General features: G+C 69.9%; 21 protein-coding genes and 1 pseudogene. 11 read left to right on the forward strand and 11 right to left on the reverse strand.

Annotated features, from left to right (window positions below):
- Positions 1 to 48: 48 nt before the first annotated feature.
- Positions 49 to 1,182: a hypothetical protein gene (locus ACFYPS_RS03305; RefSeq protein ID WP_387322478.1), complete on the reverse strand. Its 1,134-nt coding sequence runs from the start codon at positions 1,180 to 1,182 to the stop codon at positions 49 to 51.
- A gap of 257 nt (positions 1,183 to 1,439) precedes the next feature.
- On the opposite strand from ACFYPS_RS03305, the gene ACFYPS_RS03310 reads away from it, so the two are divergent.
- Positions 1,440 to 2,276, forward strand: a complete 837-nt coding sequence (locus ACFYPS_RS03310) for an abortive infection family protein (RefSeq protein ID WP_387322480.1) — start codon at positions 1,440 to 1,442, stop codon at positions 2,274 to 2,276.
- Positions 2,277 to 2,564: 288 nt separating this feature from the next.
- On the opposite strand, the gene ACFYPS_RS03315 is transcribed toward ACFYPS_RS03310, so the two are convergent.
- Complete coding sequence (locus ACFYPS_RS03315; RefSeq protein WP_387322482.1) at positions 2,565 to 3,593, reverse strand: hypothetical protein; 1,029 nt, start codon at positions 3,591 to 3,593, stop codon at positions 2,565 to 2,567.
- Between the two features lie 339 nt (positions 3,594 to 3,932).
- Here ACFYPS_RS03315 and ACFYPS_RS03320 point away from each other — a divergent pair, with 339 nt between their 5' ends.
- Entirely contained in the window at positions 3,933 to 4,142 is a 210-nt protein-coding gene (locus tag ACFYPS_RS03320) for a hypothetical protein (protein ID WP_109804744.1), read from the forward strand.
- 283 nt (positions 4,143 to 4,425) lie between these two features.
- Positions 4,426 to 4,587, forward strand: coding sequence for a hypothetical protein (locus tag ACFYPS_RS03325; protein ID WP_387322485.1), 162 nt, complete (start codon positions 4,426 to 4,428; stop codon positions 4,585 to 4,587).
- A gap of 86 nt (positions 4,588 to 4,673) precedes the next feature.
- On the opposite strand, the gene ACFYPS_RS03330 is transcribed toward ACFYPS_RS03325, so the two are convergent.
- Positions 4,674 to 5,282 carry a GNAT family N-acetyltransferase gene (locus ACFYPS_RS03330; RefSeq protein ID WP_161557979.1) on the reverse strand — a complete coding sequence of 203 codons (609 nt, stop codon included), beginning with the start codon at positions 5,280 to 5,282 and terminating at the stop codon, positions 4,674 to 4,676.
- Between the two features lie 113 nt (positions 5,283 to 5,395).
- Complete coding sequence (locus ACFYPS_RS03335; RefSeq protein ID WP_109804742.1) at positions 5,396 to 6,301, reverse strand: hypothetical protein; 906 nt, start codon at positions 6,299 to 6,301, stop codon at positions 5,396 to 5,398.
- Positions 6,302 to 6,433: 132 nt separating this feature from the next.
- Here ACFYPS_RS03335 and ACFYPS_RS03340 point away from each other — a divergent pair, with 132 nt between their 5' ends.
- The 3 genes and pseudogenes from ACFYPS_RS03340 to cas6e all read left to right on the forward strand — a co-directional run.
- A complete protein-coding gene (locus tag ACFYPS_RS03340) occupies positions 6,434 to 6,703 on the forward strand; it encodes a hypothetical protein (protein ID WP_109804741.1) in 270 nt (89 codons plus the stop codon).
- A 90-nt stretch (positions 6,704 to 6,793) separates the two neighbouring features.
- Positions 6,794 to 6,991: a PIN domain-containing protein gene (locus tag ACFYPS_RS03345; protein WP_387322488.1), complete on the forward strand. Its 198-nt coding sequence runs from the start codon at positions 6,794 to 6,796 to the stop codon at positions 6,989 to 6,991.
- Positions 6,992 to 7,088: 97 nt separating this feature from the next.
- Positions 7,089 to 7,589: pseudogene (gene cas6e / locus ACFYPS_RS03350) on the forward strand (type I-E CRISPR-associated protein Cas6/Cse3/CasE); the annotation flags it as partial.
- 105 nt (positions 7,590 to 7,694) lie between these two features.
- On the opposite strand, the gene ACFYPS_RS03355 reads toward cas6e, so the two are convergent.
- From ACFYPS_RS03355 to ACFYPS_RS03385, 7 genes are read right to left on the reverse strand one after another with little or no spacing between them, the layout of a single operon-like run.
- Complete coding sequence (locus ACFYPS_RS03355) at positions 7,695 to 8,729, reverse strand: phosphotransferase family protein (RefSeq protein ID WP_387322490.1); 1,035 nt, start codon at positions 8,727 to 8,729, stop codon at positions 7,695 to 7,697.
- A complete protein-coding gene (locus tag ACFYPS_RS03360) occupies positions 8,726 to 9,889 on the reverse strand; it encodes an acyl-CoA dehydrogenase family protein (protein ID WP_387322492.1) in 1,164 nt (387 codons plus the stop codon). Before ACFYPS_RS03360 ends, ACFYPS_RS03355 begins: the two co-directional genes overlap by 4 nt.
- A 40-nt stretch (positions 9,890 to 9,929) precedes the next feature.
- On the reverse strand, positions 9,930 to 10,604 hold the full coding sequence (locus tag ACFYPS_RS03365; RefSeq protein WP_387322494.1) for an SDR family oxidoreductase: 675 nt from the start codon (positions 10,602 to 10,604) through the stop codon (positions 9,930 to 9,932).
- Between the two features lie 12 nt (positions 10,605 to 10,616).
- Positions 10,617 to 11,417: an enoyl-CoA hydratase/isomerase family protein gene (locus ACFYPS_RS03370; protein WP_387322496.1), complete on the reverse strand. Its 801-nt coding sequence runs from the start codon at positions 11,415 to 11,417 to the stop codon at positions 10,617 to 10,619.
- Positions 11,414 to 13,000 carry an AMP-binding protein gene (locus tag ACFYPS_RS03375; RefSeq protein WP_387322498.1) on the reverse strand — a complete coding sequence of 529 codons (1,587 nt, stop codon included), beginning with the start codon at positions 12,998 to 13,000 and terminating at the stop codon, positions 11,414 to 11,416. Before ACFYPS_RS03375 ends, ACFYPS_RS03370 begins: the two co-directional genes overlap by 4 nt.
- A 9-nt stretch (positions 13,001 to 13,009) precedes the next feature.
- Positions 13,010 to 13,756: an SDR family NAD(P)-dependent oxidoreductase gene (locus ACFYPS_RS03380; RefSeq protein WP_387322500.1), complete on the reverse strand. Its 747-nt coding sequence runs from the start codon at positions 13,754 to 13,756 to the stop codon at positions 13,010 to 13,012.
- 8 nt (positions 13,757 to 13,764) lie between these two features.
- Positions 13,765 to 14,478 carry a TetR family transcriptional regulator gene (locus ACFYPS_RS03385; RefSeq protein ID WP_387322502.1) on the reverse strand — a complete coding sequence of 238 codons (714 nt, stop codon included), beginning with the start codon at positions 14,476 to 14,478 and terminating at the stop codon, positions 13,765 to 13,767.
- Between the two features lie 309 nt (positions 14,479 to 14,787).
- Here ACFYPS_RS03385 and ACFYPS_RS03390 point away from each other — a divergent pair, with 309 nt between their 5' ends.
- Genes ACFYPS_RS03390 through ACFYPS_RS03410 form a run of 5 tightly spaced genes read left to right on the forward strand, consistent with a single transcriptional unit; the run spans position 14,788 to position 20,205 of the window.
- The gene (locus tag ACFYPS_RS03390; protein WP_387322504.1) at positions 14,788 to 16,005 is read left to right on the forward strand and encodes an ABC transporter substrate-binding protein; all 1,218 of its coding nucleotides are present in this window, start codon (positions 14,788 to 14,790) and stop codon (positions 16,003 to 16,005) included.
- Positions 16,006 to 16,059: 54 nt separating this feature from the next.
- Positions 16,060 to 16,926 carry a branched-chain amino acid ABC transporter permease gene (locus ACFYPS_RS03395; protein WP_387322506.1) on the forward strand — a complete coding sequence of 289 codons (867 nt, stop codon included), beginning with the start codon at positions 16,060 to 16,062 and terminating at the stop codon, positions 16,924 to 16,926.
- Positions 16,926 to 18,737, forward strand: coding sequence for an ATP-binding cassette domain-containing protein (locus ACFYPS_RS03400; RefSeq protein ID WP_387322508.1), 1,812 nt, complete (start codon positions 16,926 to 16,928; stop codon positions 18,735 to 18,737). Before ACFYPS_RS03395 ends, ACFYPS_RS03400 begins: the two co-directional genes overlap by 1 nt.
- Positions 18,734 to 19,480: an ABC transporter ATP-binding protein gene (locus tag ACFYPS_RS03405; protein ID WP_387322510.1), complete on the forward strand. Its 747-nt coding sequence runs from the start codon at positions 18,734 to 18,736 to the stop codon at positions 19,478 to 19,480. The genes ACFYPS_RS03400 and ACFYPS_RS03405 overlap by 4 nt, the downstream gene beginning before the upstream one ends.
- Complete coding sequence (locus ACFYPS_RS03410) at positions 19,477 to 20,205, forward strand: SDR family NAD(P)-dependent oxidoreductase (protein ID WP_387322512.1); 729 nt, start codon at positions 19,477 to 19,479, stop codon at positions 20,203 to 20,205. Before ACFYPS_RS03405 ends, ACFYPS_RS03410 begins: the two co-directional genes overlap by 4 nt.

The raw sequence follows: 20,205 nt of genomic DNA on the forward strand, positions 1-20,205 counted from the left end.
GTCACTGTAGGCGAAGACACCGACACGGGACTGGTGCCTCCGTCCCGGTCATGAGTGGTACCGCTGGTGCAGGCGGTCGAAGAACGCGCTGAGCAGGTGCTGTGCGGCATCGTCGTCGACGAGCTCGGCGCCGCCGAAGCGGTACACCTCGTACCCCTTCAGGCGAAGGTCGCGATCTGCGCGCATCATGTCGGCGTACTGGCGCGGGTTGGCGCGGCCGTCGTCGTCGGCGTAGTGCTGCTTGCCGTCACATTCGATGACGACGCGGGCCCGGTGAGGCAGGAGCAGCAGGAAGTCCATGCGTTGACGTGGGAGCGGGCCGGGTGCCCGTCGCTCGGTCGCGGTGTATGGGTCGTAGTGCAGGTAGACCTGCGGAATCAGGGCCGGGATGTCGGGACCGAGCCGGACGTAGCGCCCGGCGTAGGTGCGCAGGATGCGCCGCTCGGCGTCGTTGTCGCCGAGCGACTGGTCCAGCCTGCGATAGAGACTGCGTGAGATGTCCCGGTCCGGCTCGCCGGTCATCCCTTGTCGATCGGCCCACCAGTCGGTCAGCTCGGCCCAGGTCAGGCCGTGAGCGCCCAGCGGCCGGTCGTACATCAGGCAGTTCTCGGCGTTGCGGACAAAGTGCAGGTCGTTGTTGACGGCGTCGTCGAGCACGATCTCCGGCTTGGGTCCGAGCGCGGCGAAGATGAGGTTCTTCATGGAGCCGCGCACGCCGGAGCCGATGAGGCGGTAGTCGAAGATCGGGGCACCGCTGATGGCATCGACCTGGACGATCTCGTAGCCGTCGTGGATCAGCACCTTGTTGAGGAAGTCCCGAAGCTGTTCGACCTCGGCCAGGTTGGTGCGGACCTCGGGGTGGAGCATCTCGACGAGGAAGGCCAGCAGTGCTTCGTCGTTGTCCGCCAGCCCGAACCGCTCATCCCTGAAGATCCAGTCGTCGGGCCAGTCGCATGGGTTGAGCAGACGGTGCTGAAAAATGTCGCGACCGGCGGTGTCGTAGCGCGGGTCGTTGCTCGGCATCTTCTCCAGCGGGTAGAGCCGGGCCAGGAAGTCTGGCTCGTCGAGGTCGCCGCTCCATTGTGCCGTGGGCATAGCCGCGAACCCCTCGACCAGGCGGCGGCGGGTGACGTGGGTGATCCGGCCCGTCGCGGTCGCGCGCTGTATCGGCGAGGACATCATCGGGCCCCGAGTGTACTGATAGCCCCCGACGAGCCGCCCTTAGCGCCAGTTTCGCAAGGTCGTTAGTCACCGGCCAACCCGAGGCCGTAGGAGGTGTTCAAGCCCGTCCGTAATTTCCAACCCAAAACCAACGGCAGTGCTGGTCAGGTCCGCCCGCAAGGGGATGCCGCCGTTACAGGCCGACGCCGGTCAGGGGGTTAGCCTGCCAGCGGTCGACGGTTTCGATGTAGCCGTCCGCGCTGGCATGCTGAGCAGCTGTGCCTGAACTGCTGTCGGAGACGACTCGCCACGCCATCTCGAAGATCAGCCCGAAGTCGGTCAAGGAGACCTGCGCGATCCTGAAGTGGGCAGGTTTCGACCCGATTCCGGACAAGGGTGGGGCGATCCACTCGGAGGGCGCGACGTTCATTCGGAGTGCGCACGCGAGCGTGACCGTCAGAAAGACCTTTGCCGCGTGCGACTTCAGTGACCCGGACGTCGTCGCCCGAGCGTTGAAGTTCGCGGCCCGAGCGGCCCGCCTCTACGCCACCACGAAGGACGCCGACCAATCCTGGCTGGTGCGTCTCGACCATGCGCTCACCGACGACGGATACGGTCTGGACGCCCCCGGCGACCCGCTCGCTGCCGTAACCCACTTCGCTGCTTTGGCGGACTCCGCTCTCCCGGACGCCGCCGCCATTCGCCAGGAACTGGCCCGTTTGGAGCGAGCGCTGCCCGACGACACCGGCGCGCAGATCGGCCGGGCGAAGAACCTGATCGAGGCGACCGCGAAGGCCGTACTCACCCTCACGGGCGAGACCGTCAACGACAACGACGACGTGCCCGTGCTGGTGGCCAAGGCGAGCCAGGCTCTCGGTGTGCACGTCACCCAGGCGGCCGGCCCGCAGCTGGCGCAGGTCAAGCGTGTCCTAGGGCGGCTGCATCCGCTCACTCACGACGTCGCCGAGTTGCGTAACCGAGCCGGCGACGGGCACGGCATGACCGGTGTCGCGGCTGTCGACGCGGCCGTGGGCCGGCTCGCCGTACGGTCGGCGATCGCCTGGTGCGCGTTCATGCTGGAGGTGGCGATGAGCGGGAAGCCCGCCGGACGCTGAGGGCGAGCCGGCACCGGCAGCCGATCGTCTCCTACGCCGGTCCGTCCGGGCCACGCGGGTACCGCAGCAGAGCCGTCCCGACCTAGCTAGGCGGAGTCGTGTGGTGGCTACGCGCTCCCGTGTAGGCGCCGCCACCACCTGGCCTTCCCGGTGCCTGGCTCAGCGAGGGCCTGCGGCGGTATCGCCGGGGCCGAGGCCTACGTCGAGGGACTTTGACTCGATGCGACCGCGGATTGGGGACGCAGATGGCGCGGTATCGATGGTCGTAGCGCGAGTGGCTGGAGAACGTCAGCGGCAAAAGAAGCTGTCGAGCTTGTCGGCGACGGTGCTGTAGCCATCCCGCTTCAGCCCTTCAGGAAGCAGTTGCACAAGGTCGGGCAGCGCGCGGCGACCGCCTTCGGTTCCGACACTGGCCACCCGTCCGTTCGCCGCTCGACCGGCCTGCCGCGTCACGCGCACCAGGCCAAACGTCTCTAGCAGCCGGTGCGCCTCGTAGGTCTCCGGGCCGATGCCCATCAACTGCAGCCGGGCCTTGGCCGGCACGGCGACGCCTTCCTCCTCATCCGGGCGGTACATCAGCATGGTCATCAGCAGGAACGCCAGCTCCGCGTCGGACAGCACGCTGATCCAGCCGTTCGTGAACAGCGCGGTCGGCACCACGAACGAGTCATCGCTGTTTTTCGGCACAGAGTAGGGCGGCTTTGGCGTGGGGGCCGCCGTTTCCTCCAGGAGCATGAACTCGCGGTGGATGTTGCGGGGCTCCCCGCGATGCGGCAGTGCCACGAGGCATGCACGTTCGAGTGCCTCAAGGCCGTTGCCGAGATGGCGGCGTTGTTTATCTTGCCGCGTGATCATCGTGCGGCTGTTACCGGCGTCGTCGGCGTCGGTGGCCAACAGGTCTGTCCAAGCGACACCGTCGCGTCCGGCGTGGGACAGCGGCCGCGGATTGCCCGCCGGACGCTCGCCCGGCTCAGTCCTGGTCTGCGCCTCGAACAGCGCGGTCAGCATGAGTCGCAGCGCGACCCCCTTGCGCCCCATGAGCCGGGTGGATGGCGGCCGAGCGTGCGGTGGCGGGACGCCGCGGTCGGACCCGTTGGTCATGGGCTCCCGAAGGCAGACGAACTCTTTGCGCACACGCACGCCGTCGTTGAGTCTGATCGTCATTGTCGAGGCATTGCGCAGCAGGTCGCGTAGGTGCAGCCCCGTATCGCTGACTGACTGATCGACCCGTTTCAGTTCAAGGCGTTCCAGCCGTGAGATCAGCCGAGAGGTATCGCGACTGGTCGGCATCCAGGGCACCGGGCCGGGAAGGGTCACCGGCTAAATCTAGCGCTGCCGAACGAACGCTTTTGCCCGACCTCTGCGCAGAACCTGCATCGCCCAGGTCGTGCAAAAGCGTTCTGAGCATACAACAAGATCGACTTTAAGGCGGCGTCGGCGGACGCATCATGGGATCCGCAGGTGCATCCGCCTCGGATAGGGGCCAGCCAGGTCAACGAGCCGCGTCGGTATGCCCTGCACCGAACTTGCGTTGGCGCGTCGCCGGCATGAGCGCGTGGCCGGGACGCCCGAGGAAATGCGGGCGGCCCCCGGGTTCCATCCGGAGGCCGCGCACGGCACACCCAACCACCTGGCAAGCAGTAGAGGAGAAACCGCATGGCGAGCGTACGTCGCCGCGACCGCTCGAGTACATCGCAGCGCGAGGAGCAACTGTCGGGCCAGCCGTCCCGGTTGCCTCTGCGCTGGGCGGTGATCGGCATTTTGGCCCTCACCGCAGGCATCATTGGCTTCGTGGCCGGCGGCCCGGTCGCGGCCATCACTACCGCCGTGGCGGTTGCACTCGGCGCGCACCAGATGATCGCGTAATACCGCCGGGACCGCGCCGACCGGCACGGATCGAGACAGTGGGGGGCCGCCGGGCATCGGCGACCGGCGGCTCCCGCACGATCGATTTGATCAACGGTAACCAGCGGCAACGCTGGCCAGCCGGCCTCCCGGTAGAAAGCAATGGTAACGCTGGTCAGAGCCGGTCCCGCAGGATGGCGGGGCCGCTCGTGCCGACGACCAGTTGACCAGCGCTACCGTTGATTCCGGGCTGAAAACTACGGCTGGGTCGATTTGCACGCCGCGAGGCCAGGGCCTCGTCTTCATGCTGCCGTTCATCGGCTCGGTGACCGGCCTGACGGTGGCCGCTTTCGGCTGCTGGATTTGGCCCCGCCGGCACCGGGCGGTATGGCTGCTGCTCGGGTACGCAGTGACCCTGGGCACCCTCTGCGCCGGGTACACCATCGCCACCGGCAACTCCCCGTGATCCCCTCGCCGGGCTGGCCGTGACCCTTGATCTGGTCACGGCTCGGCCGTCCGGCCCGACGTCGGGATGGCGCGAGCGAGTTTCTGCTAGGCCGGGGTTCCGGCCGGTCGCCACCGGGTGAACAGTCGCTCCTCCGGCCCGTGGCGGATGACCACTGGCACGCTGATCCGGTCCAGGTCGATACCCTCGCCTGCGGGCAGCACGGTGAAGCCCTGCCTCGTGTAGTAGTCCTCCAGGCCGGATCCGGCCGAGAACTGGCCGTAGGCCAGTAGCCAGCCCAGTTGGAAGTAGGTCCGCACCGCGCGGCGCAGCAGGGTCTCACCTAGGCCCTGGCCGCGGGCGTGTTCAGCGACGGCCAGTCCTTGGATCTTCGCGGTCTTCGTTGCGGCTACCAGGGCGAGGGGCAGCGGTACGCCGGCGGCGTGAGCCTCGGACAACACGTTGCCCGGCGGGACAGCCTGCAGCACGCCCTGCAACCGCCCGTCGTTCCCTTCGGCGACCAACACCATCACCAGCCCGGACATGGCCTCGTCGGGCCGACCGGCGGCTGCGGCCTCGGCGATCGGACGCAGCATCTCCGAGGTGCCCTGCCTCATGCCTGTCAGCAGCGTCGAGGCGACCGTGCCGGCGTTGATGCCCTGCTCGACGGCCGGGTCGAGGCCCATGCCGTCGGCCAGCAGAAGCAGCTCCGCCACGCCGGTCGAATCGCCGGGCGCTGCTAACCGGATGCGGGTCCCGCCTGGTCCGGACCAACCGCGCAGTAGGCGATCGGCGGTCACCGGCGGCACCCGCGCTGATTTCTTTCTCGTCATCCGGCCTCGGCAGCCTCGCCACGCACAACGCTGTCCCTCTGGTCGGTTCGAGCACGGTTCGCCGCCTCGCCCACGAGGCGTACCCACGATGGAGGCGGGTCGGCAGGCAGCGGCGGCAGCTGCTCGTCACCGGTGAGCAGAGCGCCCAGCGAGGGGTAGCGGGGCGTCAGTGCGCGGAGGTCGCGTAACTCCCTAGCCGCGGTGATGAGGTTCAGCGTGGTGTGAGCGAGGCCGAGAGCGCCGTAGTCCAGGGCCTCGCGGAACTCGCCGAACCAGGGGTCGAACGCCGCGGTGTGTTGCGGCTGGGCCAGGTACGTGATGAAGAACGGATCCCGGACCACCCCGACGCCGCCCTGCAGGAGCTGCTTCCGGCCGCCGTCAAGATGGATGACCAGCGGGGCGCTGCCTTTCTGCTGGTCTTGGTGGGCCAAGCGCAGCAGCTCGGGGTGCTGGACCACCGTGGGGTCGACCAGCCGGTTGAACGGCGCCGCCCACAACACGCTGTGCCCGTTGGTCGTCCAGTCCGGACGGACGACGGCGGGACCTCGTACCCCGAGGTTGGCGTGGCGGATGCCGCCCCGTGTCACCTCCGCGTACGCGGCCATCACCTCGATGTCGAACCCGAGGTGGCCGAGGCCAGCGGCGATTTGATAGCAGACCGGCAGGCAACTGTTGGGCCTGGCGCCGCTCATCTCCTGATGTACGACCGCGAGCGCGGCGAACAGCGGCACCACCTCGGCCGGGCACCTGATCAGGGCCGCCGCCATGCCGCTCTCGAAGTGGGGCAGACGCGGGTCGTCCAGGTCCGGCGTTTCTCGCCGCGGCGGGGCGGTCAGCCGCCCCAGTGGGATCGGATGCCGGACGGGCTCGCGCCGTTGCTGTCTGCTGCTGCGACCGGCCATGTGGCACGTCCTCCCCAGGCGGTACCTACGACTCGTCACCGTATCGTCGCAGTGCGATGGAAGGAAGGCGCCAGGCGCCGACGTGCGGCCATCGATACGGACCAGCGGCTCCAACGAGATGTGGCTACAGCGGTGGCGGCGTTCCAAGAATCCGCGTTCGCCAATCTGCGCAGGGCGGTGGGCAACGTCCCTCTGATCTTCGGTGCTGTGTCGGCGTACCTTCTCATGTCCGGAGAAGTGGATCCACCTCAGCTTGCACCGCACGCCGTGTGCGTGCTGGCCGGATTGCTCGCGGTCGGCGACCTCGTGTTTGATCAGCGGCGGCGTTGGGGCATCGCGCCGCTGGTCATCGCGTGGTCAGCGCTCGTCATCGGGCTGGTCGGGCTGGTCCTGACTCGCTAGTTGTGCTGGCTCGGTGGTCGAGCTGGCCAGCCGCCGGCGGCAGCTGTCGTCCGACGCCCACCGGGTGACCGATCGTGGGGTCGCCGAAGTGTGCGAGGCTTCGGTGCCGAGTACGTCCACCTCGTGGTGCTCGACACGAACGTCTACCTGCACCACGAGCGCAAGCTGGAGGACCTGAACCTTGCCGACGAGTTGGGACTGGGAATCGGCACCATCCGCCTCGTTGTGCCAATGGTGATCGTCAACGAGCTGGTCAAGGCGAAACTCGCCGGCGGCGACAAGAGCTGAGTCGGGGTGTCGGATCCGGATCGAGGGCAGCGACCTGCCGTGGCGGCGCGCCGGTGCTGAGGCCGATGCGCTGCGGCTCGGCAACGTGCAGGTGGGAGTGCAGCCTGATCGAACAAGCCGGCTGGCCATCGGCCGACGAACCGCAGGCCCTCACCAAACCTACGAGCCTCACCTCGCCCAACTTCAGCGCGGCCGGCTGTTCGCCTTCTGGTTAAGGGCCAACCCCACCAGCGACACGAAGAAGCCGATCGTCCCATCCGAAGCGCAGACCCGCCATCTCGCCGCTGATCGACCGCGGGGTGTGCGGGTGGCTCACCGGAAGCTGCCCGACCAGATTAACTGGCTCACCGACAAACTCTCCCGATCTGGCTGCATCGTTCCCACCGAGTCGGTCGATGGGAATGAGGTCCCCGCGGTGCGGGCCAGCGGCCGGCACCGGCTCCGATTCCACAAGACCGGAGGACAGACCGGTCGTCCGCCCGTCATCCTGGAGAGCGTCACGTTCGACGGGCTGCTGCGCGTCGACGACCTGGACCTTGCACGTCAGGCGCTCCTCCAAGGAGTCGGCTCCGGCAAGGCCTACGGCTCCGGTTTGCTCACCCTCGCCCCACCGACCCCTGCCGCGAACCGAAATGTGGAGGTTCGCCGACCCGCAAGATCTCCGGCGGGCGGCCTAGGGCCGACGGCTTCGGACGATTGCTCTTCAGAGAGGCGACCGTTTGCTCGCCAGCGCCTCCCGGCCTCCGTCCAGCAGGCCGCTGACCAGACCTCCGATGTGCTCGAAGCCGTCGCCCACAGTGTGGCCCTGGCAAAATCGGTAGGCGATGCCCTCGAGAACCACCGCCAGCTTCAGGTACGCCAGGCCGAGGTAGAAGCCCAGATCGGGCAGGTCGCAGCCACTTGCCGTGGCGTACCGCTCGCAGATCTCGACGGGCGTGAACGCTCCGGGAGCGGCAGCAGCGTCGCCGATCGCTCGCCGGGTGTCGAGGTCGGCGAGCCGCCGGTACGCGAGCAGCAGTGCGAGGTCGGTGAACGGATCGCCCAGCGTGGCCATCTCCCAGTCCACCACGGCGGCTATCTCTCCCGCGTCGTCGACGAGCAGGTTGTCGAGGCGATAGTCGCCGTGCACCGCGGTGTGCGCCGCCTCGGCGGGCAACCGCGCCACGAGTTGTGTGTGCAGCGCGCGGACGGGCTCCGGGTCGCTGCTCGGCGTCGCGTCCGATTGCCGCCGCCAGGTCCGCAACTGCCGTGCGAGATAGCCGTCCGGCCGCCCGAGATCCGCCAGGCCCACAGCCGCCGGGTCGACGGCGTGCAGCGCGGCGAGCGTATCGACCATGCGCCCGTTGATGTGGCGGGTGCGGTCCGGTCCGAGGCGGGCCAGGTCAGCCGCGTCCCGGTACGCGGTCCCGGCTACCTTGGCCATCACGTAGAACGGCGCGCCCAGCACCGACTCGTCGCCGCAGAACAGCTCGGTCCGCGGCACCGGCACTGCGGTCGGGCCGAGCGCGGTCAGCACACGGTACTCCCGGCCCATGTCGTGCGCGGTGGCCAGGACGTGCCCGAGCGGCGGCCGGCGCACGATGAAGGCTTGCCCGCCGCTGGTCACCTCGTAGGTGATGTTGGACTTGCCACCGGCGATGACAGTGGCCCGGAGCGGACCGGCGAGCAGTCCCGGTGCGTGCCGCCGCAGGTGTTCGGCAAGCCGGTCCAGGTCGAGCCCGGGCGGCCCGGCGGTCACGTGCGGCCGCCGACCCGGCGCACCGCGCGGCGGGCGATCGCCCAGCGGTGGGTTTCGCTCGGCCCGTCGTAGATCCGGAACGGGCGAACCTCGCGCAGATAGCGGGACAGCAGCAGGTCGTGGGACACGCCGGCGGCGCCGCAGAGCTGCACCGCTCGGTCCACGATTCGCCCCACCGCCTCGGCGACGAAGGTCTTCGCGATCGCGGTGGCCTGCGCGGCCGGCTCGCCTTGGTCCAGCTCCCAGCACGCCCGGGTGATCAGGCCGTCGGCGGCGGCCAGGTCGATCTCGTTGTCGGCGATCATCTGCTGCGCCATGCCCAGCTCGGCCAGCCGGGCGCCGAAGAGCCGCCGATCCGCCGCCCGGGTCACCGCGATGTCGTGCGCGCGGCGAGCCAGGCCGAGCCAGCGCATGCAGTGTGTCATCCGGGCCGGGCCGAGGCGGACCTGCGCGTACCGGAAGCCATCGTCGACCTCGCCGAGGACGGCGTCGCCGGGCACCTCGCAGTCGGCGAAGATGACCTCGCAGTGGCCGCCGGGGGTGCCCTCGTCGATGGTCGGGATGTGTCGGAGCACGGTCATTCCCGGGTTGCCGGCGTCGACCAGGAACATCGTCGCGCCGCCACGATCACCGGGTGCCCCTGTGGTGCGGGCCATGCAGATCGCGTACGCGGCGCCGTCGGCGCCGGTGATGAACCATTTCCGGCCGGTGATCCGCCAACCGCCGGCGATCCGCTCGGCCCGGGTGGTGAGCGCGGCCGGGTCCGAGCCCGCACCCGGCGACGGCTCGGTCATGGCGAAGCACGACCGGACCTCGCCGGACGCGAGCGGAGCAAGGTACTTCTCCTTCTGCGCCGGCGTCGCCACGAGATCGAGCAGGTGCGCATTGCCCTCGTCGGGCGCCGCGGCGTTCACGGCGAGCGGGCCGAAGAGCGAGTATCCGGCCGCCTGGAAGACTGGTGCGCGATCGCTCATGCCGAGGCCGTGCCCGCCGTACTCGACCGGCAGGTGTGGCCCGAAGACGCCGGCCTCGCGGGCGGCCCGCTGTAGCTCGGCCCGCAACGGCTCGCTTTGACTCGGCACCACGCCGCCATGTTCCTCCTCGACCGGGATCACGACGTCGCGCACGAAGCGGGTGGTGCGCTCGACGAGGTCCGTCACCGCCGGTTCCGTTTGCAGCTCGACGGCCACAGCACTCCCCTCAGTACGCGGCACGCCCGCCGCTGATGTCGTAGACGGCGCCGGTGGAGAACGAGCAGCGGTCCGAGGTCAGCCACGCGACCAGCTCGGCGACCTCCTCCGGCCGACCGAGGCGGGCCATCGGGATGCGCTCGGTCAGGTACTTGACCACGCTGGCGTCGGTCGCCTGCGCCATCGGCGTGGCGACCACCGTCGGGGTGATCGTGTTAACCAGCACGCCGGTGGTGGCGAGCTCCTTGCCCAGCGACTTGGTCAGGCCGATCACACCGGCCTTGCTGGCGGAGTACGCGGCCAGTTGCGGACTGCCCTCCTTGCCCGAGGTGCTGGCGATGGTGACGATCCGGCCCCAGCCGTTGGCGATCATGCCGGGGATCACCGCGCGGCAGACCGCGAAGGTGCCGTTGAGGTTGATCGCGATCGTACGCTCCCACTCCTCGTCGGTGACCTCCCACATCGGCTTGTTCGGCCCGATCACTGCGGCGCAGTGAACCAGCACGTCGACCGGGCCGATCCGATCGAGGGCGGCACGGGTGGCCGCCAGATCGGCGATGTCCACCACCACGTCGGCGTCGTCGTGCACATCGGCGGTGATGACCTTGTGCCCGTCGGCGGCGAGGCGGGCGGCGCAGGCGGCGCCGATCCCGCTCACCCCGCCGGTAATCAGTGCGGTGCGCATGTCGAGGTCCTTTCAGCGTCCTTCGAAGACGGGGGGGCGCTTCTCGGCGAACGCGGCGATGCCTTCGTGGGCGTCGGCGCTGCCGTTGACGGCGAGCACGGACAACTCGGTCTCGCCGAGCGCCTGGTCGAGGTTCTGCTCCAAGCCACGGGCGGCGAGCCGCTTGGCCAGCCGGACGGCGACCGGGGACCGGCCGGCGATGCGGCCGGCCAGCTCCAGCGCGGCGTCCATCAGGGACTCGGCGGGCACCACGTCGCTGACCAGGCCGAGCTCCAGTGCGGTCCGTGCGTCGACGACCTCGCTGAGCCAAATCATGCGCAGCGCGCGGTCCAGCCCGATGATCCGGGGTAGCAGCCAGGCGCCACCCTCGTCCGGCAGGAGGGCGAAGTTGCCGCTGGTGTCGCCGAGCTTCGCAGTGTCCGCGGCGATCCGCAGGTCACAGAAGAGGGCTAGGGCGAGACCGCCGGCCACTGCCGGCCCGTTGATCGCCGCGATGGTCGGCTTGTCGAGGCGGTGCAACGCGAGGCCGAGCCGGTGATTGCCCTCCCGCATGACGACGCCGTGGCCCAGCCGGCGGTGCTTCGCCATCTCGTACCCCTCGAGCTTCTTGATGTCGCCGCCGCTGCAGAAACCGCGACCCGCGCCGGTGAGGATCAGGCAGCGCGCATCGTCGTCGGCGCCATAGGCCGCGATCGCGTCGATCAGCTCGTGGCACATCGTGGGGGTGTAGCCGTTGAGCGCCTCCGGCCGGTTGAGGGTGATCCGGCGGACGTGAATTCGCGGGGTGTCGACGAGGATGGTCGTGTAGCTCATGCCGCGCCGCCGATGAGCGCCTTGACCTGCTCGCGCAGCAGGAACTTCTGGATCTTCCCGCTCGGTGTGCGGGGCAGCTCGGCCACCGTCTCGACGCGTTCCGGGCATTTCTGGATGGCGACGCCCCGGCCGGTGAGAAAGGCGACGAGGTCCGGTGGGGCCACTGGATCGGCCCCGGCGGCGGCCACCACGAACGCGCATGCCTTCTCGCCGAGCTTCTCGTCCGGCATGGCCACCACGGCCACGTCCGCGATGGCGGGGTGCTCGAGCAGGTGTTGCTCGACCTGGGCGGCGCTGATGTTCTCGCCGCCGCGGATGATGATGTCCTTGCTGCGGCCCTGGATCGCGACCGCACCCTCGGGCGAGATGGTGGCTAGGTCCCCGGTGCGGAAGAAGCCGTCCGGGGTGAACGCCTCGGCGTTGAGCGCGGGATCGAGGTAGCCGAGGAACAGCTCCGGGCCGCGGGCCACCAGCTCCCCGACGCCGTCGGTCACGTTGATGAGATAGCCGTCGTCGGGCGGAATGGGAAGCCCGTCGGTCTCCGCGGCGATGTCCGGGCTGATCGCCGGTCCGCTGGTGCAGTAGACGGGCAGTTCACTGGAGCCGTAGCTGCGGCTTACCGTGGCGTCGAGCTGTCTGCGGGCCTGGCGGATCAGGGCCGGCGGCACGTCGGCGCCGCCGCAGAGGAAGGTGGTCAGCGCCGACGGGGTGCCGCGCCGGGCGTACTCGTCGACCAGGCCGCGCAGGAACGGCGTCGCGCCGAGGCTGAATGTGCAACGGTCCCCCTCGATGATGTCGACCGCGCGGCCCGGTTCCCAGACGTCGAGCAGGGATGTGCTCTGCCGCAGCAGGGTTGGAAGCCAGACGCCGTAGACGATCCCGGTCAGGTGCCCGACCGGCGAGCCCATGAAGGTGCGGTCGTCCTCGGTGAGCGCCATCCAGTCGATGATGGACTGCATCTCGAAGACGATCGTCTGGTGGTTGTGCAGTACGCCCTTGGCCTCGGAGGTGGTGCCGGAGGTGTAGAGGAGCAGGCAGATGTCGTCTGGATCGCCCACCGGCTCGGGCCGGTCCGCGCCGGTGAGCAGGTCGTCGAAGGCGACGAAATCCTCCGGCAGCGGGCCCTGCGGGCGCACCACGACGACTGTCGGGCGGTGGTCCAGGCGTGGCAGGATCTCGCGCATCATCTCGACGTAGTCGAAGCCGCGGAACACGTGCGGCACCACCACGACGGCCGATCGCGCCTGACGAAGGATGAAGGTGAGCTCGTCCTGGCGGTAGATCGGCACCACCGGATTGGTCACGCAGCCCGCCCAGGCCAGCGCGTGGAAGGTGAGCGCGGCTTCCCACCAGTTTGGCAGCTCGACGGTCACCACATCGTGCTGGTGCACGCCGATGCCGGCCAGGGCGCCGGCCAGCCGGCCGGTCAGATCGGTGAGCTCGCCATATGTAAAGCGCCGCCCCCCCTCGGTCAGCGCGAGCCGGTCCGCGGGCGCCGTCACCAGGTACGAGGTCAGCGTGCGATCCGCCCAGTACCCCTGCTCGCGGTAGGCTCTCGGGGCTGGTCGGGTGGGCTTGAGCATGGGTGTCTCCTAGAGGACGAGCAGCGAGCCGCCGTCGACCGGCAGCAGGACGCCGTTGATGTACTCGGCCGCGGGCGACAGCAGGAACAGCGCGGCGTGCGCGACGTCGGCCGGTCGTCCGACGCGGCCCATCGGGTTGCGGGCAACGATTTCCTTGCCGTAATCGCTGTCGAGCAAGCCCTGGGTGCGCGGGGTGTCGATGACGCCTGGTGCCACCGCGTTGGCCCGGATCCCGTTCGGGCGGTTGAGCGCGAGGTACCGGGTCAGCCCGGCGATGCCCGCCTTGGCCGAGGAGTACCAGTTGTTGGCGCCGGCGCCGGTGATGGCGCCGGCCACCGAAGAAACGTTCACCAGGCTGCCGTCCCGCGACTCGGGCCCGTCCAGCCAGGCCTGGGTGACCGTGTACACGCTACCCAGCGCGGTGGCCACGGCGGCGTTGAAGTCGAGCTTCGTGAAGCTCGGCGGCCCGGCGTTGTTGAACAGGTACCGCGCCGGCGGCAAATCGCCCCGAGTACGCCGCAGCGCCTCCGCGACTGCCGCCGGATCGGTGACGTCGGCCGTCACCGCGAGGGCCCGGTGACCATCGGCGGTCAGCTTGCCGGTGACCGCGGTCGCGGCCTCGGTATTGAGGTCCCACGCGGCAACGGCCAGGCCCGCACGCGCGGCAACCGCGGCGAACTGCGCGCCGATGCCGCTGCCCGCGCCGGTCACGATGACGGTGGCCTCACTCGGGAAGCCGAGAAACGAGTCGGACATGCTTCTCCTCAGACGGTTGGTGGCACGGCCGGAGCCGGACGACGCGCGGCGGATCCCTCGGCGAGCAGGCCCCGTGCGGCGTAGTCCCAGAATTTCTCTGCAACCGTCTTGGCGTCCATCAGACCGCCCGGCCGGAACCACTGGTACGCCCAGTTGCACATGCCGAAGATCTCGAAGGCGGCCAGGTCGGGGTCGACATCGCGGAACGTCCCGTCCTCGATGCCAGCCCGGATGATCCCGGCAACGGTGGCGAACATGAAGTCGCGCTTCGGCGTCGCGGCGGCCTGCTCCTCAGCGGTGAGCTCGCGGAAGTGCTCGAAGAAGACGCGGACGTGACCGGGGTGCGTCTCGTTCAGGCGCAGGATGTCGGTCATCGTCTCGAGTAGCCGCTGGGCCGGGGTGAGCCCGCGGTCCGCGTGCGACTGGAGCCCGTCCAGCAGCACGCCCATGAACTCGTCGTGGATAAAGAAGAGGATCTGGCCCTTGCTCGGGAAGTAGTGGTACAGCGTCGCTTTGGCCACGCCGGCCGCCGCAGCGATCTGCGCCATCGACGTCTGGTGGTAACCGTCGCGATTGAACAGCTCCGCCGATCGGTCGGCAATCAGCTTGCGCCGCTCGCGGCCGTTGTCGCGCGCCGCGTCCGCCCGGGATCGCCGTGGTGGCGGGGCTGTGGCGCGCTCGCCGGCATCCGGCTGAGCGGTGGCCGTGGGCGGCTGGGACATCCGGTGGCCTCCTGGGGTCGAGTTGCGAAGCATCATCCGCTCGACCGAGCGGTCGGGTCAATACCCCTAACCGTAGTGTCCGGTTGGGACATGGTTTAGCAGCTCTTATCCAGGGATGAAGTCGCAGCGCAACAGCCTCTTGACACATCGTTGATCCCGGATTTAGATACCGGAAAGCGGTTCGACCGAACGGACGGTCGAGCTAAATCGGCTCGGCAGTGACCCATTGTGGACGGCCGTACCGCAGCCCCCGCCCCAGAGGCGCCGCTCGGCGCACCACTCGATCGACCAGTCAAGGAGCGTGCAGCGATGAGGTTGCGCATGAGAAGCGGGATGGGCCGGGCGCTGTGCGTGGCGACGGCCGGCGTACTCGCCCTGTCAGGCTGCGGCGTCGACGAGGGTGGCACCTCGTCCGATGCGAAAGGCCCGTACCAGGTGTTAATGGTCCTGGGTCTCACCGGCCCGGTCGCCGGCAACGCCCAGGCCGAGGTCAATGCCATGAAGGCCGGCGCCGACGTGCTGAACAGAGCCGGCGGCATCGGCGGCCGTCAGGTGCAGGTGAAGGTCGTGGACACTCAGACCGACCCCACCAAGGCGGTCAGCCTCTTGCAGAACGAGCTGGCCGGCGACACGCTGCCGGACCTGGTGTGGGCTGGGGTGACCAGTGACGAGACGCTGGCCATGCTGCCGGTGTTGAGTCAGCGCAAGGTGCTGTCGGTGGCCCAGACCGCGGCCGACGCAAGCAACGACCCGGCGAAGTACCCGTACCACTTCGGCATGCAACCGGCCGCGAAGGTCGCCGCCGAGGCGGCCGCGGCGCAGCTCAAGGAGAGCGGCGCGGCCAGGGTCGGCCTGATCGCCGCGGACAGCGCCTTCGGCCAGTCGACGGAGGAGGCCAGCGAGAAGGCGTTCACTGCCGCGGGCTTGCAGGTGGTGCGGGAGCGGTACTCGTCCACCGCGGTCGATCTGACCGCCCCGATCCAGCGTCTGGCCGCCGCCAAGCCGGACGCCGTGTACTTCCAGGCGTACGGGGCACCGTCGACCTACGTGCTGAACGCCCGCGCCAAGCTCGGCCTCACCGGCACACCGTTCGTGGGCTCGCTGAGCGTCTCCGCGACGAACACGACCGAGGTGACTCCGGCGGCCGCTCTCAGCGGAGTGAGCCTGCAGATCTACCAGGTCCAGGAATTCAAGGACGAGGCGCAGCGCTCCCCCGCGATGAAGGAGATGATCGCCGCGATCGGCAAGTACGGGAAGCTCGACCAGGCGATGAACCTGTACAGCAACACGTACGACAGCCTGATGCTCGCCGCCGCCGCCACCGAGCAGGCCGGAGCGTCCGGCGAGCCGGCCGCCAAGGCGATGGAGGCGCTCAAGCCGCCGTCCACGGTCCGCTGGGTGACCTTCGACAGCTACGGCTTCACCCCGCAGAGCCACTTCGCGGTGCCGAACCAGTCCGGCAAAGGCTACACATTCGTCGAGGCCAAGCCTGGCCCGGCGATCGACGGAATGATCAAAATCTCCTGAGTGGACGGCGGGCTGGGCGGACATCTGCCGTCCGGCCCGCGGAAGGGAACACCGTTGCTCACCACCCTGTTGGCCGGCCTGTCGGTCGGTGCGGTGTACGCCCTAGTGGCGATCGGCTACAACATCGTATTCATCCCGAGCGGCGTGGTGAACTTCGCGCACGCCGCGCTGATCATGGTCGGCACCTTCGTCAGCTATTGGGGCCTGGCCACCCAGGGCTGGCCGATCTGGGCGGTCGTCCCGGTTGTCGCGCTCGTCGTCGGCGCGATCGCCCTGGTCGAGGAGCGGGTCGCGGTGCGGCCCATCTTCGGTAGCGGCGTGCACGGCGAGCTGGTCACCACGCTCGGGGCGGCGCTGTTGTTGGAAGGCATCGCGGTGGTGGTCTGGGGCGACCAGCCGCTGACGGTTCCGGTGCCCGGTGTGGACACCCCGGTCAGCGTCTTCGGCGGCCGTGCGATCGTCGCCGACCTGCTCCTCGTGCTGATCGCCGTCGCCCTGGCGCTGGGCCTGCACGAGTGGACCCGCCGGTCGATCCACGGTCTGGCCGGGCTGGCCGCGTCCGAGGACCGCGTGGCGGCCATGCTGCGCGGTGTCAACGTCCGCCGGATGACCATGATCGCGTTCGTGATCAGCGGCCTGCTGGCCGGTGCGCTCGCGCCGCTGATGGCCGCGAAGACCCTCGCCATCACCACGCTGGGCTCGGCGCTCGCGGTCAAGGGCTTCGTGGCCTTCGCGGTCGGCGGGTTCGGCAACATCCGCGGCGCCCTGGTCGGCGGCCTCCTGATCGGCGTCGTCGAGGCTACCGGCCAGCGCTACCTGGGCAGCCAGTACGCGGGTTTGCTCCTGTTCGCGCTGCTCCTGGTGCTGCTGTTGGTCCGCCCGGGCGGGCTTTTCGTCTCGCACAAGGAACGGGTGGTTTGATGGCTGCGCTGCTTACCCGCGCCCGGCCCTGGGCGCTGCCCGCGGTGGCGGTGTTCGTCGCCCTGCTCCCGTGGATGGGCACCAACTTCTCTGTGCTGCGCCAGATCGCGCTGATCGCGATCTTCAGCCTGGTGGTGAGCGGGCTCAACCTCAGCTTCGGGTACGCGGGCGAGCTGGCTCTCGGCCAGGGCGCGATCTTCGCGGCCGGCGCCTACGTGACCGGTTACGTGTCGGTGGCGCACGGCGTGCCGTTCCTACTCGCCCTCGTGGCCGCCGCGCTCGCCGCGCTGGTGGTCGGCGTGGCATCCGGCGCGGCCGGGCTGCGGCTCGGTGGCTGGGCGTTGGCGATCACGTCGTTCTTCCTGGTGCTGCTGGTGCCCGACATCCTCACCGTGTTCGCCGACGAGACCGGTGGCTTCTCCGGTTTGCCGGGCATCCGGCCGCCCGACCTGTTCGGCGCGGACCTGGCCTTCTACCAGTTCTACCCGGTGGTGATAGTGATCGCCGCGGTGTGGTTCCTGCTGTTCCGCAACGTGGTGACCTCGGCGCACGGCGCAGCGCTCAAAGCCATGCGGGACAGCCCAGTGCTGGCCACGTCGCTGGGCATCTCCGTGTACCGGATGAAGCTGGTGGCGTACGCGATCGGCGCGGTGCCGGCCGGCATCGCCGGCTGCCTGTTCGCCTACCTGGACCAGTTCATCTCGCCGAGCTCCTTCACCTTTATCGTCGCCGTCGGCTTCTTCGCGGCGTCCATCATCGGCGGCGCGGCCAGCATCTACGGGGCCATCGTCGGCGCCGCGCTGCTCCAGCTCGGCCCGCTGCAGTCCACCTCGTTCCAGCACTACTCGCTGGCCGTCTACGGGCTCTTCCTGCTGATCGCCGGCGTGGCCCTGTCCGGCGGCGTGAGCGGCCTGGTCGGCTCGCTGGTACGCCGGCTCCGCCCCAAGCGCAGCGCCACCGCGGTGGAACGCGACACCGGCGAACGACCGCCGCTGCCCGCGCTCCCCGGCGCGGTGCTGGCCACCGAGAACGTCAGCCGCTCGTTCGGCGGCAACAAGGCGGTGGTGGACGTCTCGCTGACCGCGCAGCCCGGCCGGGTCACCGCACTGATCGGGCCGAACGGGTCCGGCAAGACCACGCTGCTCAACCTCGTCTCCGGGTACTACCAGCCCGACGCGGGGGCGGTGCGGCTGGGCGACACCGTGCTCACCGGGCGCAAACCGTACGCGGTGGCCCGGGCCGGCGTGGCGCGGACGTTCCAGACGCCGCAGGTGCCGAGCGGGTTGTCCACCCGGCAGGTGGTGGAGACTGGCTGCTACGCCGACACCGACCTGGGCTGGCTGGGTGCGGCGCTGCGGACCCCGCACTTCCGGCGGGTGCAGCGGGCGACCCGGGAACGGGCGGACACCATCCTGCGCTCGCTCGGCCTGCTGCACGTGGCCGACGCCGAGGCGAGCACCCTCCCGCTGGGTACCCGCCGGATGCTCGAACTCGCTCGTGCCATCGCCACCGGACCGCGTGTGCTGCTGCTCGACGAGGTGGCGTCCGGATTGGACGAACGCGAGCTGGACCAGCTCTCCGCGGTTATCCGGGAGCTGCGCGATGGCGGTGCCACGGTGCTGCTGGTCGAGCACAACTTCCCGCTGGTGCTGCGGCTGGCCGACGAGGTGCACGTGCTGGCGCAGGGCTCCGAGGTGGTCGCCGGCCCGCCGCAGGCGATCGCCACCGACGCCGACGTGCTGGCCCTCTACCTGGGCGGCTCGGCCGCCGGCCAGCCTGTGGCCGCCCTCACCGAGGAGAACGTGTCATGACCGACCAGCTGCTGTCCGTGCGCAACGTGTCCGCCGGGTACGGAGACGTCACCGCCCTGTGGGGCGTCTCGCTGGAGCTGGCCGCGGGCGAGCTGCTCGGCGTGGTCGGCGCGAACGGGGCCGGCAAGACCACCCTGCTGAGCACGATCGTCGGGCTCAACCCGGTGTTCCGCGGCACCATCACGTTCGCCGGACGCGACCTCGGCCGGGTGCCCCCGCACGCTCGCGTGCAGCAGGGCCTTGCCCTGGTGCAGGAGGGCAAGCGAATCTTCCGGCGGCTCACCGTCGAGGACAACCTGCTGCTCGGCGGGTATTCGGTGACCCGGCGCCGGGGCAAGCTGACGCCGCTGCTCGACGCCGTCTACGCCCGCTTCCCGGCGCTGGCCGACCGCCGGCACCAGTTGGCCGGCGCGCTCAGCGGCGGACAGCAGCAGATGCTGGCGATCGGCCAGGCGGTGCTGCCCCGGCCGCGGCTGCTGATGCTGGACGAGCCGTCGGCCGGCCTGGCGCCGTCGATCGTCGCCGACGTGCTGGCAGCGGTCAACGCCCTGCGCGCCGACGGGATGACCGTGGTGCTGGTCGAGCAGGCCGTCGAGTCGGTGATGGCGATCGCCGACCGGCTGGTGGTGCTGGACCTGGGCCGGGTGGTACTGGACCGGGCGGTCCGCGAGATCGACGACGTCTCGGTGGTCCGGCAGGCGTACTTCGGCGCTGGCTCGACGATCACGGCGGCCCGTCCGTGACCGGCCGGACCGCGCTCATCACCGGCGCGACCGGAGACATCGGCGGCGCGATCGCCCGGGCCATGTCCGCAGCCGGGTACGCCCTGACGGTCACCGGCCGCCGCGCTGAAGTGCTCGGGCGTACTGTGGCCACCCTGCCCGCCGGCGCCGACGCGGACACGGTGGTGGCCGACCTGCGCGACGACGACGCCCGGACCGGACTGGTGACCCGGCACGCGAGCCGGTACGGCCGGATGGACGCGCTCGTGGTGTGCGCCGGCGCCGGCTGGTCACGGCCGCTCGCCGACAGCCGGGCGCAGCATTTCGACGATGCGTTCGCGGTGAACGCCCGTGCGTCGTTCGCGCTGGTTGCGGACAGCATCGGGCTGCTGCGCAAGGCGGCAGAGGAGACTGGCGCGGCCCGGGTGGTGGTGGTCTCCTCGCTCACCGCGCACTACCCGGAGGCCGGGCTGGCGGCGTACTCGGCGTCGAAGGCGGCGCTGGGGTCACTGTGCCGGTCGGTCAACATCGAGCACGCGGCGGACGGGATCCTGGCCAGCGCGATCTGCCCCGGCTACGTCGACACCCGCATGTCGGACTGGAAGAAGGACGTCATCGCCGCGGACCGGATGGTCACCACGGCGGACGTCACCGCGGCGGTGATGTTCGTGCTCGGGCTGTCACCCGCCGCCGTGGTGCCCGAGATCCAGCTGATCCGGGCGTCGTCCCGGCTGTACGAGGCTTAG

Source organism: Micromonospora sp. NPDC005087 (assembly GCF_042872965.1).
Lineage (GTDB): Bacteria > Actinomycetota > Actinomycetes > Mycobacteriales > Micromonosporaceae > Micromonospora.

Bases quoted from the DNA above. Each gene is read 5' to 3' on its own strand.
- ACFYPS_RS03320 (WP_109804744.1), top strand. From the start codon at position 3,933: ATGGCGAGCGTACGTCGCCGCGACCGCTCGAGTACATCGCAGCGCGAG.
- ACFYPS_RS03405 (WP_387322510.1), top strand. From the start codon at position 18,734: ATGACCGACCAGCTGCTGTCCGTGCGCAACGTGTCCGCCGGGTACGGA.
- ACFYPS_RS03400 (WP_387322508.1), top strand. From the start codon at position 16,926: ATGGCTGCGCTGCTTACCCGCGCCCGGCCCTGGGCGCTGCCCGCGGTG.
- ACFYPS_RS03325 (WP_387322485.1), top strand. From the start codon at position 4,426: ATGCTGCCGTTCATCGGCTCGGTGACCGGCCTGACGGTGGCCGCTTTC.
- ACFYPS_RS03335 (WP_109804742.1), bottom strand. From the start codon at position 6,301: ATGGCCGGTCGCAGCAGCAGACAGCAACGGCGCGAGCCCGTCCGGCAT.
- ACFYPS_RS03380 (WP_387322500.1), bottom strand. From the start codon at position 13,756: ATGTCCGACTCGTTTCTCGGCTTCCCGAGTGAGGCCACCGTCATCGTG.
- ACFYPS_RS03375 (WP_387322498.1), bottom strand. From the start codon at position 13,000: ATGCTCAAGCCCACCCGACCAGCCCCGAGAGCCTACCGCGAGCAGGGG.
- ACFYPS_RS03305 (WP_387322478.1), bottom strand. From the start codon at position 1,182: ATGATGTCCTCGCCGATACAGCGCGCGACCGCGACGGGCCGGATCACC.
- ACFYPS_RS03365 (WP_387322494.1), bottom strand. From the start codon at position 10,604: ATGCGCACCGCACTGATTACCGGCGGGGTGAGCGGGATCGGCGCCGCC.
- ACFYPS_RS03385 (WP_387322502.1), bottom strand. From the start codon at position 14,478: ATGTCCCAGCCGCCCACGGCCACCGCTCAGCCGGATGCCGGCGAGCGC.
- ACFYPS_RS03390 (WP_387322504.1), top strand. From the start codon at position 14,788: ATGAGGTTGCGCATGAGAAGCGGGATGGGCCGGGCGCTGTGCGTGGCG.
- ACFYPS_RS03370 (WP_387322496.1), bottom strand. From the start codon at position 11,417: ATGAGCTACACGACCATCCTCGTCGACACCCCGCGAATTCACGTCCGC.